Origin of the sequence: Vreelandella subterranea (assembly GCF_900111305.1) — a bacterium.
GTDB lineage: Bacteria > Pseudomonadota > Gammaproteobacteria > Pseudomonadales > Halomonadaceae > Vreelandella > Vreelandella subterranea.
Genome location: NZ_FOGS01000001.1, coordinates 25,591 through 39,767, shown reverse-complemented (window position 1 = coordinate 39,767; position 14,177 = coordinate 25,591). Strand labels below are relative to the sequence as shown.

Below are 14,177 nucleotides of genomic sequence, written 5' to 3'. Positions count from 1 at the left end.
CCTATGCCCCAACGCGGCTTTACCCTTATTGAACTGATGATCGTGCTGGCTATCGCGGCATTGTTGATGCTACTCGCGGCGCCCGCTTTCACTACCTTCATGGCCCGCCAGCAACTGGCCGGTGATGTTAACCAGCTGCAATCGGTGCTGACCTTTGCCCGCAGCGAAGCGATCAAGCAGCGTCGGCCCATCACGGTGGAATTTTCCCCGCCCAACGAACTCAACGCTTCGCGCCGCCCTGAAGCGTGCAACGACGCCCCGTGGTGTTACTGGGCCGAAAGCGCTCAAGACGGCGGAGAGGCGAACGTCATGCGCGTAGGGCAAACCGACAAGATTACCCAGCCCGAAGACAGATTCTCTTTAGTGTTTGAAAGCCTGGGCGATGCGGATATCAGCGACTGTGATGACGATGATGGCCAGTGCGAGATTACGCTCTCGGGAGACGCTATCGACCCTGTGACGATCCGGGTTCGTGAAACCGGCAGCTTGCGCAAGGTGCCCTTATGATGTCACAGCGTGGCTTCAGTTTAGTTGAAGCACTGATTGCACTGCTGGTGTTGTCGCTGGGTCTGGTGGGCGTGGCCGCCATGCAGCTAAAAGCCCTGCAAAGTGCGACCCAGGGCTACCAGCGCTCGGTGGCCAGCGTCGCCGCTGTTGATGCCCAGGAGCGTCTTTGGGCAACGCTTGAGCCCGGACAAGGCTGTGATGCCATCGATGTCGGGGCGGTTAAAACCGTCTGGCAAGACCATTGGTTTCAGGATGAGGACCATTCGCCGCTGCGCAACGCCGTTGAATCGCAAAGCGATATTACGCGGGAGAGTGGAGGTAGCAGTTGCCAGTTCACGGTCATCTTGGTGCTGGGCAGCGGTGATGACGACAAGTTGGACTCCCGCTTTCGCTTGCCTAGCCTGGAGGACCTGGAATGAGGTACGTTCAGCGCGGGTTTACCCTGGTAGAGCTGATGGTAGCGCTGGTGATCGGTACCATCATCATTCTGGGGGCGGGGCAACTGTTTCTCACTACTTTTCAAACCTTTCAAAACGTTGACAAGATCAGCCGCAAGCAGGAAAACCTGGTATTTATCGCCCAGCGCGTTACCCGCGAGATCCGTCAGAACGGCCCGGGGCGCTTCACGCTTGAATGTGAGTTAGAGCAGGTGCAGGAAAAAGACCAATGCACCTGCACCGTTGCCGATACCAATGAAGGCAACCAGCCGCTGATCAGTTTCCGGAAAGACCTTGCCAGTGAAAATTTGTCGGATTGTCTCGTGGAAGAGCGCAAGCTGGGCGAGCCAGTATCGGATAGCGATGCGCTTTATCGAGTCGTACTGCCGATTGAAAATAACGGTGAGTCGATTGTCTTCCATGTCGCCCATCGTGCCGCGGTACTAGGTACCGAGCAAAGTCGAGACGAGAATGATGAAAACGATGAAGATGCCCGTCAACCCGATCCCAACAACCCCGGCTACTACATGAATGGTGACCAGATGTATAACGACCGGTGTTATGTGCCTGGGAATGGGAATTTGAACACCAATCGTAATGGATGTGATGCTCCATGAAACAGCAGGGTGCGGCATTAGTGATTGTGATGGCGCTACTTGCCGGCGCCATGACACTTGGCCTCTCAGGTATGCAAACTGCCTTGGTAGACGAGCGCTTGGCGGGAAATTATCGTGCTGCCACCTTGGCGCAAATGGCGGCAGAGTCCGGGGCGATTGTCAGAGGCGAGAAAAATGCAACAAATGAAAGTGATGTGAGCTGTGGAGCGCTGAAAGAATCAGTTCAACGTAATGCTGCCGCGTCTGCAAATTTTTCAAAATTCAATGCCATTGAGTCGGCGGCTGGAAATAGCAATGTGGTGGCAGGGTATTATTTTGCCGAATGTCAAAATGCCGGAAAAAGCTCAGAGCTCATTGTTGGGCAAGTTAAACGTAATGCAGATGTTTCGGTGAATGAGTTCATAGCTGTCGATTATTATGTGCTTTACCCAAATGCCAGTGGTGGTTCAGGTTCTTCTCCTGGTGAGGGAGGCGGCGGTAATAATAGCTTCGGTAGCGGAGCGGTCGTGGCAGGCAAGGGTGGTGTTAGGTTAACGGGAAGTGCCCGAGTGAGTGGAGGGATAACGACAAGCGGTGACGTGGAAATTAAAGGCGGTGCTTCGGTGCCAGACTCAATTGATGCGGCTGGGACGATTGATTCGCCAAACTACTGGGATGAAGATGACACAAAAAATTTCCGGGAAAATGTCTCTTTTGACTCTGTTAGACAAGATCCACTGAGTATTGAAGACGTATATGCCTCTTTAGATAGAAAAACAGAGGCGCTGAAAGAAGGCCCTTATGAATATGGCGATGTTCGCGTTGGGAGATATCCTTTAGTTGATGCCACAATAAGCGGTAATGGGCTTATTGGTTTTAATGAGTCTAAAAACCCCGGTGAAAATCAAGTCATGGTAGAAGCTGAAGATTACGACGTATCAGAAGTGCCTATGATAACGGGTAATTATCCTGTAATGAGAACGAGGGACTTTAACCAAACAAACGGCAGCCTAACAGTAACAGGGAATGCCGTGCTTATTGTGGATGGCGACTTAACCCTTGGAGGCGGTGGTGATGAAGGGCTTATATTTGCAGGGGATAGTTCCTTAACAGTTCTGGTGACAGGTGATGTAGACCTAAAAAGTTCGTTGCAGATGCAAAATTTATCTGTGAAGACGCAAAGTGGGCAGCCAAGGTTCGCTGTTTACTCATTAGGTGAAAACGTCAAAATTACCGGAAATTCCCAGGCAATGGCCATGATTTATGCGCCCTTTGCCTCTGTTGATATTCGCGGAAGTGGCGGTTTGAGAGGCGCTTTATGGGGAGAAAGCGTGGATGTAAGGGGGGCTGGCCGCATTATCGGTGAGGGAAGTTTTATTGATGGCTCTAGTAGCGCAACTGACGGAGCAGGAAGCAGTGCCTGGGCTCCATTTTAGTAAAGGCTATTAAGGGGTTGAGGACGCCTCTACTTGCAATATCCAGCATGGTAGACTCCAATGCTCGGTTTGTTCCGCATTATTCCAGTGATAGGCTAACTTCCAATGAGTCAGACCCGTGTCCTTACCGGTATCACCACGACCGGTACGCCCCATCTGGGCAACTACGTCGGGGCGATCAAACCCGCCATCGAGGCGAGCCAGGACCCCAGCGTGCAGTCGTTCTACTTTCTGGCTGACTACCACGCGCTGATCAAGTGTCAGGATCCCAAGCGCGTGCAGCAGTCGCGGCTGGAAATCGCCGCGACCTGGCTGGCGTTGGGGCTGGATACCGACAACGCCATTTTCTATCGCCAGTCGGATATCCCGGAGATCCCCGAGCTGACCTGGCTGCTTTCCTGCGTGTGCGCCAAGGGATTGATGAACCGTGCCCATGCCTACAAGGCCGCCGTGGCCGAGAACGAAGAAGCGGGCAACCAGGATCCGGATAAGGGCATCACCATGGGGCTGTTCGGCTACCCGGTGCTGATGGCGGCGGATATCCTGATGTTCAACGCCAACAAGGTGCCGGTCGGGCGCGACCAGATCCAGCATATCGAGATGGCGCGGGATATCGCGGGGCGTTTCAACCACCTGTACAAAGGCGACTACTTCACCCTGCCCAACGCGGTGGTGGACGAAAAGAGCCAGGTACTCGGTGGGCTCGATGGACGCAAGATGTCCAAGAGCTACAACAACACCATTCCGCTGTTTGTCGCCGAGAAAAAACTGCAGAAGCTGGTGCGCAAGATCAAGACCAACTCGCTGGAACCCGGCGAGCCGAAAGACCCGGATACCTGTACGCTGTTCCAGATTTATGCGGCCTTTGCCTCAACCGAGGAAACGGCGGCCATGCGTCAGCAGTATGCCAACGGCATCGGCTGGGGGGATGCCAAGAACCAGGTGTTCGAGTACCTCAACGCTCACCTGGAAAAACCCCGTGAGCGCTATCACGCCCTCATGGAAGACCCCGGTCATATTGAAGCGGTGTTGCAGAAAGGGGCTGAAAGAGCGCGGCAAGAAACGGCGGTGACCATGGATAGGCTGCGGTCTGCCGTGGGGCTTGGCCGTTTCCACTAAAACGAGGTGATGGCGTGCGCCTGCAACGTGATAAAAGCTTACTGCTGATGGTCGATTTTCAAGCCGGCCTAGTGCCGGTGATTGACGGGGGTGACCAGGCCATTGCCGAGGCTCATTGGCTGTATGGCGTAGCGGATGCCCTGGACATCCCCGTATGGCTGACCGAACAGATGCCCGAAAAGCTGGGCGGTACGGCACCGGCACTATTGGAAGCACGGCAGGCGCCAACGATTTGGCTGAAGCAGCACTTCGGGGCGATGGAAGAAACGGCATTTTGTGAGGCGCTGAGCGACTCGGGCAGACAGCAGGTGGTGCTATGCGGCACCGAAGCGCATATCTGTGTCCTGCAAACGGCGCTGGGGCTGCTGGACGAGGGCTATGCGGTCTACTGGCTGACGGAAGCAACGGCCAGCCGCCGTGCCGAGGAGGCCGTCTTGGCGCGCGAGCGAGCCTGCGCCCTTGGGGCGCAGGCGGTCTCGGCGGATATGGTGGCTTATGAGTGGCTTCACCGCTGCGATACCGCGTCTTTCAGCGCCGTGCATCGCCAGTTCCTGAAACCGCGTGCCGATAGAACCGTCCGCTTTTTCTAGCGGGAACCTTAACGATCCGATTCGCGGCGGGTGAAGACAAAGGTATCGCCCTGGGACGCGGCGGCATCGAAGCGGTAACCTGCCACGTCAAAATCTTTCAGCCCCTCGGGGTCGTTCACCTGTTGGCGAATGATCCAGGCACTCATCAGGCCGCGCGCCTTCTTGGCGTAGAAGCTGATGATCTTGAAGGTGCCGTTTTTCTCGTCTTTAAACACCGGCGTAATGATCCGGGCATCCAGCTTTCCGGCATCCACGGCTTTGAAATACTCGTTGGAAGCCAGATTCACCAGTACCTTGGAACCGCTGTCGGCAATCGCTGCATCAAGCGCTGAGGTGAGCGTGGGCTTCCAATAGGCATACAGATCCTTACCCGCCGGGTTGGGCAGCTTGGTGCCCATCTCCAGCCGGTAGGGCTGAATCAAATCCAGTGGGCGCAACAGACCATAGAGCCCCGAGAGGATGCGCAGGTGCTGCTGGGCATAGCGGTTTTCAGCGTCGCTGAAGGTATCGGCTTCAAGCCCGGTGTAAACATCGCCCTGAAAGGCCTGTGCCGCAGGCTTGGCGTTTTCCAGCGAAAACGGTGGCTGCCATTCGGCAAAGCGTGCCGCGTTCAGCCCCGCCAGTTTATCGCTGACGCCCATCAGGTCGCTGATTTGCTGTGGCGAATAGTCGCGCAGTATATCGATGAGTGTTTGGCTGTCGCTCAGAAAATCCGGCTGGCTGACGTCGTGGGTGGTTGAAGGGGTTTCAAAATCCAGTGTCTTGGCCGGCGAAATAACGCTCAACATGGCAGATTCCTTGGGACGTCGCAGAAATAATGATCCGTATTATACCAAGCCTCGGCGATGGCCGAGGCTATAAGGTCGATAGCGTTGTCTGCCATCAAGGGCAGGGGTTGGGCATACGGCGATGGATATCGTCGATCGCTTCCAGCAGTTCGTCGTCGAGCTTGAGGCTTTCGCTGGCCAGGTTGCTTTCCAGCTGTTCCATGGTGGTGGCGCCGATGATATTGCTGGTCAGGAAGCTACGCGAATTGACGAACGCCAGGGCCATCTGCGCGGGGTCGAGGCCGTAGTCCTGCGCCAACGATACATAGGCCTTGGTGGCCGCTTCGGCTTCCGGCGAGGTGTAGCGCTTGAAGCGTTCATAGAGGGTAAGGCGGCCTTTGGGTGGTTGGGCACCATTCAGGTACTTACCCGAGAGCACGCCAAAGCCCAGCGGCGAGTAGGCCAAAAGCCCGACATCTTCGCGGTGGGCGATTTCGGCCAGGCCCACCTCGAAAGAACGGTTGAGCAGGTTGTAGGGATTTTGAATCGAGGCCACGCGGGGCAGGTCAAGCTGGTCGGAGAGCTGCAGGGCGCGCATGGTGCCCCAGGGGGTGTCGTTCGACAGGCCGATGGCGCGGATCTTGCCAGCGTCGACCAGCTCCTTGAGCGCACTCAAGGTCTCCTCGAGGGGGGTGGCATCTTCTTCTTCGTTATGTGTATAGCCGAGCTTGCCGAAAAAGTTGGTGCTGCGGTCGGGCCAGTGCAGCTGGTAAAGGTCCACATAGTCGGTCTGTAGCCGCTCAAGGCTTGCGTCGATCGCCTTGAAGAGGTGGTCGCGGGTCAGGCGCGGCCCGCCGCGGATATGGTCAAGCCCGGGGCCTGCGGCCTTGGTGGCCAGGATGACATCGTCGCGTTCGCCGCGCTGCTTGAGCCAGCTTCCCACATAGCGCTCTGTCAGCCCTTGGGTGTCGGCCTTGGGGGGCACCGGGTACATTTCGGCGGTATCAATGAAGTTGATGCCAAAGGCGACGGCGCGATCAAGCTGTTCGTGGGCCTCGGCCTCGCTGTTCTGTTCGCCAAATGTCATGGTGCCCAGGCAAAGTCGGCTGACGTGCATCCCGGTTCTGCCCAGTGGTCGCGTTTGCATGGTGGGTCTCCTAGTATGAACACAATGACCTGCGGAATGCGCGGGAATTTCAGCGCATCGCGTCGGGGTTGTTGGGCATGTTAGCGAGGCGTTCGCCAGGCAGCAAATAAGAGGGGTTGAGTCGTCGCCATGGCAGGCGTATGCTTGCCAGCCCATTGACCGGCCAAGGGCCGGTTTGTCGCGTGGTTGGTTGTCTCATAGAGAGTGACGGCTGGCCCAAGGTTTCACAAACAGGCAGGGTGGTTGGCCATGCCACAGGCATCATCTTTGTTCATTCGGCTCGAGTTTCGTCTGGCCGAAAGGCTGTTTCAAAATCGTTGGCTGTTGCCACGCTCACCGCGTACTCAGCGGTTGACGCTGAACTTGTTCAAGCGCTGCGCTGAGGCGGGCCATCCCGACGCGCTTTCTGTTTATGGCAACATGCTGTTACAGCGAAGCCTGTCGCCCCACGATAAAGCACGCGGGGCGCGCTATGTAATGGAAGCTGCCCATGCAGGCGATGTAAAGTCGCAATATCAGGCGGCTAAAATTTATGAGACCGGCTGCGCGCAGTATCCGAGCCGTGATGATTACGCGGTGACCTGGTATGCGCGGGCGGCACAATCCGGCCATTCATTAGCGGCTGAACGTCTGGCGCATGCCTACCGGGTCGGCGAGCTGGGCCTGGCGGTGGATGCTGATCAGGCCGCCTATTGGCAGAGCCTGGTCGCTGATCCGTCTGACCCTGTTGCGGCATGATGTGCCGCCCCTTTTTTCGCAAGTGAGGTCGTCCGTGTCCGAGACGCTACCGACGGTGTTGGATATTGAGGCGTCCGGTTTCGGGCGCGGTAGCTACCCGATCGAGGTGGGTATTGCCCGTCCCGACGGGACGACCTGTGCGTTTCTTATTCAACCGCTCGATGAATGGACGCACTGGGACCCCAAGGCTGAGTTGCTGCACGGCATCTCCCGGGAGCGCTTGCACCGCGAGGGTTTTCCTGTGCGTCAGGTGGCACGCTGGCTGAACGACGAATTAAGCGAGGAAGGCAAGGCGTATAGCGATAGCTGGGGGTACGACAATACCTGGCTATCGCTGCTGTTTCATCACGCGGGCATGCTGCCGGGCTTTCGCCTGGAAGCGCTGAGAATCCTGCTCAGCGAAGACCAGCAGGCGCTATGGAGCGATACCAAAGAGGCGGTCATCGCCGAGCGCGGTATCCACCGCCACCGCGCCGGTGAAGATGCGCGGTTATTGCAACTGACTTACCAGCGCACCCAGCAGCTTTGCCAGTAAGTATCGGGCTTTTTCTAACGATCCCCTGAACTTTCCAGCGCCTCTAGCAGCGCAGCGGGCGTTTCGGCATCAAGCAGCATGTCTCGCGTCGCTTGTGCCATGAATCCCTGCTGGACGGTACTGTTCAAAAACGTCAGCAGCGGCGAGTAGAAACTCTCGACATTGAGCAGCCCAAGCGGCTTTTCATGCAGGCCCAGATACCCCCAGGTCCAGATTTCAAACAGCTCTTCAAAGGTGCCGATGCCGCCGGGTAGCGCGATGAAGGCGTCGGCATTGGCGGCCATGGTGGCCTTCCGTTCGTGCATGTTGGGCACGCGGATCAGCTCGCTCAGGCCAAAGTGGGCCAGCTCGCGTTCGACCAGGTGATCCGGCATCACGCCGATCACCTCGCCCCCGGCGTCAAGTGCCGCATTGGCCAGTACACCCATCAACCCGACCCGGGCGCCGCCGTAGACCAGTGTATGACCGCGAGCCGCCAGGGTGTGGCCCAGTTCATGGGTGGCGTGACGAAAGGCAGGGCTATTGCCTTCCCGTGAGCCAAGATAAACGCAGATTCGGGACATCTTGCTTCCTTGTGCTGATGGGGCCGAGATGAAGGCTCAAGGCAGACAGGCGTCGACCTGGTAGTGAGCATCCAGCCATTGGCCAATCACATTGTTGCCGCAAAGGTGGTGGGCGTACTGGGTGTGCAGGCAGCGAACCTGCTGCCAGTTGCTGATGCCGCCAATACCGCGCTGGGTCAGTACCTCGGTGTAGCCGCGCTCGGCGACCTCGGCACGCTGGGCATCGCTCATCAGTGCCCAGCGCGTTTCAACGTAGTCGCGGTGGCTTTGCTGGTAGGCGGCGAGAAAGTCGGGGTCGTCCTGTAGCTGCTGCTCCAGCGACTTGATAACGCCGACGGCTTCAATGCGCGATATCTCGATTTTGAGCACGTCGGAGCACAGCCAGTAGAGCGTCGGGAAAGGCTTGCCCTCGACAACCGGGGCCATGCGCAGCACCAGTGGGGTGCCATGGCTGTCGGTCGCCGTCACGGCCTCGATGCCCTTGGGTGGGCGACCGAGTTGCTGGGTAATAATCGCCAGTTGGCGTTCGTCGGGTGCTTGATTGGTGCGAATCACCATGGGCGAGTCTCTTGCAGGCAGTCATCAGGTGTAAGGGAAATCGGTTATTCCCGGACAAACTTGGTGGACCGGCCAACGGCGCGAAAAAAGCAGCGATTGAGCTGTTCCGGAGAGGCGACATAATGCCAGGTACGCTCACAGTATTCAGCCGCTCGCGCCATCAGTACATCGTACAGGCGGTTGAACGGCGCATCATAATCGTAGGGGTCGGCGCCGAACAAGCGGATATGCGGGTAATCGGCAAAGCGTTCCATGAAGTAGCGCTCAAGGTCGGCCTCGACGGCGCGGTGCTGGGCGGTGTTGTCCGGGTCTAGCCATAGATTGTAGCGGATCGCCATGGGGCACTCCTGGCCGCCCCGTTGACGGGGCGTCGCGGTTCAGGCGGGGGCGGGCGCGTCCTGTAGATGGGCGGAGAGCGCTTCCCTCAATTCGCCTTCGATGGGCACGGTGCATTTAGCCTGATGATCGTACTGCACTAGAATGGTGTGCCCGACATTGGTTAACTTGCCATGCTGGCGCGCTTCCTGGGTGACAGTAAAGGAGCTGTTGCCCAGGCGCGTCAGGTAGGTACGTAATTCGATATCGTGACCATAAAACAGTTCAGCACGGTAGTCGACCTCCATCCGCGCCATGATCAGCCGCCAGGCGTTCGGGTTCAGGTCGGGGGTGAATAACCTGAACAGGTCGTTACGGGCCAATTCAAACCAGGCGGGAAGGCGTGTGTTGTTGATATGGCCCAGCGCATCAGTATCGTAAAAAGCAGGCTCGATGGTGCGGGTGAACATGGCGCTATCCTTTATGCTTGTTGTAGGTAACGGGTTGTCAGTAACAGATCAGTTAACGTGGTGTTCGTCGCCAGTTGTCAGTGGCGTGGAAATGCCAACCGTTGATCGATGACAGGCTTCAGGATTACCCCAAGCAAGCGCTTGGTCAAGTGCGCATGGCACGCCATTACACCAGGCGAAGCCCTTGCTGGTCCCGCCAGGCCGCTGCCAGCGCATTTTGCAACGGGGCCTGTAAATGAGCGGGCAGCGCTTGGTGTGCGTCTTCCAGGTGGTCAAAATGGCGGTTGCGCAACCAGCAGTAAGCCCAGGCGCAGGCTTCGGCTTCGCTCTTGGGCACGGGGCGTGCGGGCATCTGGTTAAGCAGGAATACCGCCGTGCGCGGCGCCCATAATGGAATGTCGGTGTTCTGGGCCTGGCTCCAGGCATCCAGCGTGTCGCCAGATGGCGTCTCGCTGGGTTCGCCAAGCTTGGCGACCCGTGCCGTCTCGGCCAGAATCAGTGCGAGCCGGTCAGCATCAGCCTGGCCCAGCGCGCGCCATTGGCGCAAAAGTGCCGGGCACCCTTCGCGAACCTTGGTATAAAAGTCATCTTGCGGCATGCTTTATAGCACCCCCGATTAGATAAGTGAGAGCAATGATGGCATTTGATTTTGCCACGCCCATTGAGCGACGCTACCCCGACGAGGGGTGGGCCTCGCAAAAATGGCACCGGTACGCCGATGATGTGCTACCCCTGTGGGTTGCGGACATGGACTTTCGCTCACCGCCCGCGGTGATAGAGACCCTACACGCAAGGGTGGCGCACGGCGTTTATGGTTACGGTGAAGTGCCTGATACGTTAACAGAAACCCTATGCGAGTGGAGCGCTAAGCATTATCAGTGGCCCATTCAACCCGAGTGGCAACAGTGGTTGCCGGGTGTCGTGCCAGCGCTGCATCTGGCGGCCCTGGCGCTGACGGCACCGGGTGATGGCGTGTTGACCGTGACCCCGATTTACCCGCCATTTCTGGCAGTGGCCGAGCGTACCGGCCGGTTGCCCCAGCAGGCGGCATTGGCCACGCCGGTCAGCGCCGACGATAACTGGCGGCTGGATATCGGTGCGCTGGAGGCCGCCGTAACCCCGCAAACGCGTCTGCTGCTCTGGTGTCACCCGCACAACCCCACCGGCCGCGTATGGTCGCATGGCGAGCTGGCCGCATTGGCGGCGTTTGTCGAACGCCACGACCTTTGGGTGGTGTCGGATGAGCTGCATTGCGATTTGCTGCTTGACGAAGGGGCGCACCACCAGCCGCTGGTGGCAGCTTTCCCGGCACTTGTCCAGCGCACCATTACGCTTTGGGCGCCGTCGAAGACGTTCAACCTGGCAGGCTTGACCACTGCCTGTGCGGTGATACCCGATCCCCACTTGAGGAAGCGTTTTGCCCAGGCCACCAAAGGCTTGTTGCCGGATGGCAACGTGCTGGGGTTGGTAGCAGCGGAGGCGGCTTATCGCCACGGCGATCCCTGGCGTCAGGCCTTGTTGGGGGTTCTACGCGAGCATCGTGCGACGCTCAAGGCGCGGGTCGCGACCTGGCCGGGAGTCGAGATGAACCCACCCGCGTCGACCTACCTGGCGTGGCTGGATATGCGCCAGGCGGGCCTGGGTGAATCGCCGCAGGCGACACTGCTCAAGCAGGCGGGCGTGGCGCTTTCAGACGGGGCGGCATTTGGCCACCCTGGGTTTGTGCGGCTCAACTTTGGCACCACCGCCTCACAGCTGGAGGCGGCATTAACCCGCATGGATGCATTGCTAGCCCGTTAAACGATCAGTAAAGCAGGGCAAACAGCTTGCGACGGTAGGTGACCGTCAGCGGGTGATCAGCCCCCAGGGCGTCGAAGACCTGCAGCAGGGTCTTGCGCGCGGCATCGTCGTTATAGGCACGGTCCTGCTTCATTAGCGTCAGCAGCGCCTCCAGTCCGGCTTCGTACTGACCGTCCGCTACCTGGCGCAGGGCGCGCTGGTACTGGGCTTCGCTATCGGTGCGGTCGCCCAGGGCGGCAATTTCCTCGCTGGACAGCGCCTGCTCGCCGAACTCGATGCTCGCCCGAACGCCGCGAGCAGCCGGGGCGTCGCGTTCTTCCGGGGGCAGGTTGTCCAGCAGGTTGCGGGCTTCATCGCGGCGCCCTTCGCTGACCAGCGCTCGGGCAAGACCTACCTGGTAGGGGTAGTGGTCCGGGTACTGGCTGACCAGGTTTTGGTAAATGTCCCGTGCCCCGGCCGGGTCGCCCTCGTTGAGCGCCGCTTCGGCCTGCTCTTCCGGGCTGGGTGGCGCGTCTTCCGGGGCTGGGAAATAGCGATTCAGCCACTCACGAACCTGTTTTTCAGGGAGCGCACCCTGGAAGCCGTCGACCAGGCCGCCCTGGCTGATCAGCTTGACATCGGGTACTGATTGCACGCCCAGCTGGCTGGCAATCTCAGGGTTGGCCTGGGTATCCAGCTTGGCAAGCAGGAAGGCCCCACCGTACTCGACCGCAAGTCGCTCCAATACCGCCATGAGCTGTTTGGACGGCTCGGAGTCCGGCGCCCAGCAGTCCATCAGTACCGGGACTTTCATCGAGGCTTCGAGGACTTGCTGGATATTACCGGCGTTGAGGTCAATGATGACGTCTTCGGGGCGAACCGGCGGCTGGTCGGCACTGGCCTGGCTGTCCTGACCCGTATCAGGACTGGTCAATGCTTCACCGGTGCGAGGATCAATGATGGATGACATAAACGGACTCGCGATATAAGGAAATTTGATTCTTTATATGCAGCCGCACCGGCGAGGATTCAAGGTGAATCGGCTAAAAAAGCGTACCTGTCACCGGGTGCTGCGTTTATATTCTTTAATGGTATAGAAAATGCTGGATAAAGCATTTTACGCTATCGTTAGCGATCGGTAAGCTCGTCATTATTACTCATATCAACCAAAAGCGCCGGTGTCGCGACTGGCGCTTTTGGTGTTGCTGAAGGTGATTGTATGTCGACAACGACTGAAACCCCCGCCGCTACGTATCGCGTGCCACTTATCGCCACAGCGGCGATTGTGCTCGGCGCGCTGATCATCGGTGTGGTCTTTGAAGCCAATACCGGCCTGCTGATGATTGTCGGTGGGCTATTCGGCATGGTGCTTTATCATGCCGCGTTTGGCTTTACGTCTGCATGGCGAGTGTTCATCACAGAGCGGCGTGGGCGTGGGCTGCGGGCGCAGATGGTGATGCTCACGCTGGCCGTTATCCTGTTTTTCCCGGCATTGGGCGCGGGCACCCTGTTTGGTCAAGAGGTGTACGGCTTTGTGGCCCCCATAGGTATTTCGGTGCTGGTCGGCGCTTTCCTGTTTGGTGTGGGCATGCAATTGGGGGGTGGCTGCGCCTCGGGCACCCTGTTCACGGCCGGTGGTGGTAATGCCCGCATGGTCATCACGCTGATCTTTTTCGTCGTTGGATCGGTGATTGGCACCGCGCACTTTACCTGGTGGCAAAGCCTGCCCGCCTTTCAGCCCGTTTCCCTGGTGAATGTGGCAGGCGCCGGTGGCGGTATCGCCATTAGCCTGGTGCTGTTTGCCGCCATTGCTGCGTTTACCGTGGTGATGGAAAAAGGCCGCCATGGCAAGCTCGAACAAGCCGCGCCGGTAGACAAGCAGGGCTATCAGCGCTGGCTAACGGGCCCGTGGCCGCTGGTGGCGGGCGCCATTGGCCTGGCGGTCTTGAACTTTGCCACCCTGGCGCTGGCGGGGCGTCCGTGGGGGATTACCTCGGCGTTCGCGCTGTGGGGCGCTAAAGGCTTCGAACTGCTGGGCGGCGACGTATCCCAGTGGGGCTATTGGCAGTCACCGGGTAATGCGGCAGCGCTGGGCGCAAGCGTATGGGGCGATGTGACCACGGTAATGAACGTGGGCATCATGCTGGGGGCGTTAGCAGCGGCCAGCCTTGCCGGGCGTTTTGCACCGAACTTCAGGATACCGCTGCGCTCGATACTGGCGGCGGTCATCGGTGGCCTGCTGCTGGGCTATGGCGCCCGTCTGGCCTTTGGTTGCAATATCGGCGCTTATTTCAGTGGCATCGCGTCCGGCAGCCTGCATGGCTGGCTCTGGTTAGTGGCGGCATTTGTCGGCAACATGGCAGGCGTCAAACTGCGCCCGTTATTTTTCACCGGTGAAGCCGCGCGCAAGCCGACGGCGAAAACATGTTGAGAAGCCATTAGATAACGCCACTTCCAGCCTGTTTTTCTATCTGACGCCTCAACCTCGGTTGGGGCGTTTTTGTCGCTTTAAAACGCCTGTTTGCTACCTTTGTAGGGTGGGCATGTTACATTACGCTCAACCGCTGCAGACGCGCTATGTTGCTGCATTGCAATAGAAATTTGCTAAAAAACGAGAGTG

At 58.5% G+C, this 14,177-nt stretch carries 18 protein-coding genes; 10 read left to right on the top strand and 8 right to left on the bottom strand.

From position 1 onward, the window contains the following. The first annotated feature begins 3 nt into the window (after positions 1-3). The 6 genes from BMX75_RS00180 (at position 4) to BMX75_RS00155 (ending at position 4,685) form a co-directional block, all read left to right on the top strand. Positions 4-507 carry a GspH/FimT family pseudopilin gene (locus BMX75_RS00180; protein ID WP_245748303.1) on the top strand — a complete coding sequence of 168 codons (504 nt, stop codon included), beginning with the start codon at positions 4-6 and terminating at the stop codon, positions 505-507. Beyond that, the gene (gene pilV / locus BMX75_RS00175; RefSeq protein ID WP_092824129.1) at positions 504-926 is read left to right on the top strand and encodes a type IV pilus modification protein PilV; all 423 of its coding nucleotides are present in this window, start codon (positions 504-506) and stop codon (positions 924-926) included. The genes BMX75_RS00180 and pilV overlap by 4 nt, the downstream gene beginning before the upstream one ends. Next, a complete protein-coding gene (locus tag BMX75_RS00170) occupies positions 923-1,561 on the top strand; it encodes a PilW family protein (RefSeq protein WP_092824126.1) in 639 nt (212 codons plus the stop codon). Before pilV ends, BMX75_RS00170 begins: the two co-directional genes overlap by 4 nt. Then, positions 1,558-2,976, top strand: coding sequence for a pilus assembly PilX family protein (locus BMX75_RS00165; RefSeq protein ID WP_092824122.1), 1,419 nt, complete (start codon positions 1,558-1,560; stop codon positions 2,974-2,976). The genes BMX75_RS00170 and BMX75_RS00165 overlap by 4 nt, the downstream gene beginning before the upstream one ends. A gap of 105 nt (positions 2,977-3,081) precedes the next feature. Further along, a complete protein-coding gene (locus tag BMX75_RS00160; protein WP_092824119.1) occupies positions 3,082-4,095 on the top strand; it encodes a tryptophan--tRNA ligase in 1,014 nt (337 codons plus the stop codon). Between the two features lie 14 nt (positions 4,096-4,109). Continuing rightward, the gene (locus tag BMX75_RS00155; protein WP_092824117.1) at positions 4,110-4,685 is read left to right on the top strand and encodes an isochorismatase family protein; all 576 of its coding nucleotides are present in this window, start codon (positions 4,110-4,112) and stop codon (positions 4,683-4,685) included. Between the two features lie 8 nt (positions 4,686-4,693). Here the strand turns inward: BMX75_RS00155 and yaaA are convergent, their stop codons facing one another. Beyond that, entirely contained in the window at positions 4,694-5,473 is a 780-nt protein-coding gene (gene yaaA, locus BMX75_RS00150) for a peroxide stress protein YaaA (protein WP_092824113.1), read from the bottom strand. A gap of 94 nt (positions 5,474-5,567) precedes the next feature. Continuing rightward, positions 5,568-6,599: an NADP(H)-dependent aldo-keto reductase gene (locus BMX75_RS00145; RefSeq protein WP_092824110.1), complete on the bottom strand. Its 1,032-nt coding sequence runs from the start codon at positions 6,597-6,599 to the stop codon at positions 5,568-5,570. A 249-nt stretch (positions 6,600-6,848) separates the two neighbouring features. Between BMX75_RS00145 and BMX75_RS00140 the strand changes: the two genes are divergently transcribed. Continuing rightward, positions 6,849-7,337 (top strand): tetratricopeptide repeat protein, encoded by a 489-nt coding sequence (locus BMX75_RS00140; protein ID WP_092824107.1) that lies wholly within the window; start codon positions 6,849-6,851, stop codon positions 7,335-7,337. A 34-nt stretch (positions 7,338-7,371) separates the two neighbouring features. Then, a complete protein-coding gene (locus BMX75_RS00135; RefSeq protein WP_092824104.1) occupies positions 7,372-7,872 on the top strand; it encodes a hypothetical protein in 501 nt (166 codons plus the stop codon). Positions 7,873-7,886: 14 nt separating this feature from the next. Here the strand turns inward: BMX75_RS00135 and BMX75_RS00130 are convergent, their stop codons facing one another. From BMX75_RS00130 to BMX75_RS00110, 5 genes are all read right to left on the bottom strand, one after another. Then, positions 7,887-8,435 carry an LOG family protein gene (locus tag BMX75_RS00130; protein ID WP_092824101.1) on the bottom strand — a complete coding sequence of 183 codons (549 nt, stop codon included), beginning with the start codon at positions 8,433-8,435 and terminating at the stop codon, positions 7,887-7,889. A gap of 36 nt (positions 8,436-8,471) precedes the next feature. Next, positions 8,472-8,993, bottom strand: a complete 522-nt coding sequence (locus BMX75_RS00125) for a DUF501 domain-containing protein (RefSeq protein WP_066316714.1) — start codon at positions 8,991-8,993, stop codon at positions 8,472-8,474. Between the two features lie 44 nt (positions 8,994-9,037). Then, positions 9,038-9,331: a hypothetical protein gene (locus BMX75_RS00120; RefSeq protein ID WP_066316720.1), complete on the bottom strand. Its 294-nt coding sequence runs from the start codon at positions 9,329-9,331 to the stop codon at positions 9,038-9,040. 39 nt (positions 9,332-9,370) lie between these two features. Then, a complete protein-coding gene (locus BMX75_RS00115; protein ID WP_066316721.1) occupies positions 9,371-9,778 on the bottom strand; it encodes an acyl-CoA thioesterase in 408 nt (135 codons plus the stop codon). 166 nt (positions 9,779-9,944) lie between these two features. Further along, positions 9,945-10,376 (bottom strand): hypothetical protein, encoded by a 432-nt coding sequence (locus BMX75_RS00110; protein ID WP_092824099.1) that lies wholly within the window; start codon positions 10,374-10,376, stop codon positions 9,945-9,947. A 38-nt stretch (positions 10,377-10,414) separates the two neighbouring features. On the opposite strand from BMX75_RS00110, the gene BMX75_RS00105 reads away from it, so the two are divergent. After that, positions 10,415-11,578 carry a MalY/PatB family protein gene (locus tag BMX75_RS00105; RefSeq protein ID WP_092824096.1) on the top strand — a complete coding sequence of 388 codons (1,164 nt, stop codon included), beginning with the start codon at positions 10,415-10,417 and terminating at the stop codon, positions 11,576-11,578. 4 nt (positions 11,579-11,582) lie between these two features. Here BMX75_RS00105 and BMX75_RS00100 read toward each other — a convergent pair whose 3' ends face one another. Beyond that, the gene (locus BMX75_RS00100) at positions 11,583-12,527 is read right to left on the bottom strand and encodes a co-chaperone YbbN (protein ID WP_066316726.1); all 945 of its coding nucleotides are present in this window, start codon (positions 12,525-12,527) and stop codon (positions 11,583-11,585) included. A 249-nt stretch (positions 12,528-12,776) separates the two neighbouring features. Here BMX75_RS00100 and BMX75_RS00095 point away from each other — a divergent pair, with 249 nt between their 5' ends. Then, the gene (locus tag BMX75_RS00095) at positions 12,777-13,988 is read left to right on the top strand and encodes a YeeE/YedE family protein (protein ID WP_092824093.1); all 1,212 of its coding nucleotides are present in this window, start codon (positions 12,777-12,779) and stop codon (positions 13,986-13,988) included. The last annotated feature ends 189 nt before the right edge of the window (positions 13,989-14,177 follow it).